Source organism: Mucilaginibacter straminoryzae (assembly GCF_022953055.1).
Lineage (GTDB): Bacteria > Bacteroidota > Bacteroidia > Sphingobacteriales > Sphingobacteriaceae > Mucilaginibacter > Mucilaginibacter straminoryzae.
The window spans coordinates 1-1,289 of record NZ_JALJEJ010000024.1 but is presented as its reverse complement, the minus strand read 5'-3'; the positions used below and the strand labels follow the sequence as shown (position 1 = coordinate 1,289).

Below are 1,289 nucleotides of genomic sequence, written 5' to 3'. Positions count from 1 at the left end.
AACTTTCAATTGTCAGAGCGTATTCCTTTAGATAATCTTTACAGGCGGCTTAAAGAGACTTTAGATTTACAGTTTTTGTATCCCACAACAGCGAAGTATTATGGCAAAGAAGGTCAGAAAAGTATTGACCCAATCGTATTCTTTAAGTTGTTGCTGGTGGGATACCTGGAAAACCAGCCCAGTGACCGGCGGATCATTAATATAGCCTCGATGCGGATGGACGTTTTGTACTTCATCGGTTATGATATTGATGAAGAGCTGCCCTGGCATTCTACTTTAAGCCGTACCCGTCAGCTTTATCAACAGGAAGTATTCGATCAATTATTCAAACAGGTATTGAAGCAGTGTATCGATAAAGGAATGTTGACCGGCAAAAGGCAGGCAATCGACAGCGTTTTTGTGAAGGCCAATGCAGCAATGGATAGCCTGAAAGAAAGAGCCATCTTAGAGGACGGTATAGCGTTTACCCGTCAGCTCAAAGAAAATGAGGTAAAAGAAGATAATGCGCATCAGGATACTGACCCTGCAGAGAACTCTAAATCTTCCAAACGTAGCAATGCCAGTCACATCAGCACTACTGATCCCGACTCCAGAATGGCTGTTAAACCTGGTAAAGTAACCCGGCTGAATTACCTTGGCCAGCTTAGCGTAGATACCGGTAGTTATGTGATCACTGCCATTGGCGCTTTTCACGCAGATAAAAGGGACAGTCAGTGCCTTGATGCGGTGCTTGACAAGATCGATACTAACCTGAATGGGTCTGGTTTAACTCTACGGGAGATCATTGCAGACACTAATTACAGCAGTTCATCTGTGCTGAAAAGCCTTGCTGCCAGAGGCATTACCGGATACATTCCCAATACAGGGGCCTATAAACAACAGCGTGAAGGATTTACTTACGATGCTGAGCATGACCTTTATCAGTGCCGGCAGGGGAACGCCTTAAAGTTCATCGGCTATAAAGAGCATCACGGTACCTCAAAGATCTACATCAGCAAACGATCTGATTGCAAAGACTGCCCTTTGAGAAGCACCTGCCTTGGCAAATCAACTTTTAAAACTATTACCAATACCCTTGACCGCTCCTTTTTCGATCAGATGCACCATCGCATTAAAAGCGAGCCCGGTAAACAGATGATGAAGATCAGAAAAAGTACTGTCGAGCCGGTTATTGGTACGCTGACAGAATACCTGGGCATGCGAAAGGTATATACCAAAGGTTTAAAGGCTGCCAATAAATGCATGTTACTGGCCGGAATCGCATATAATCTGAAAAAGTTGATCAAACA

1 protein-coding gene is annotated in these 1,289 nt (G+C 44.1%); it reads left to right on the top strand.

Annotation, left to right across the window (positions count from 1 at the left end; all coding sequences use genetic code 11):
• Positions 1–9 precede the first annotated feature (9 nt).
• Positions 10–1,289: IS1182 family transposase (locus MUY27_RS20520; protein ID WP_245133359.1), on the top strand; the 1,280-nt coding region annotated here is incomplete at its 3' end.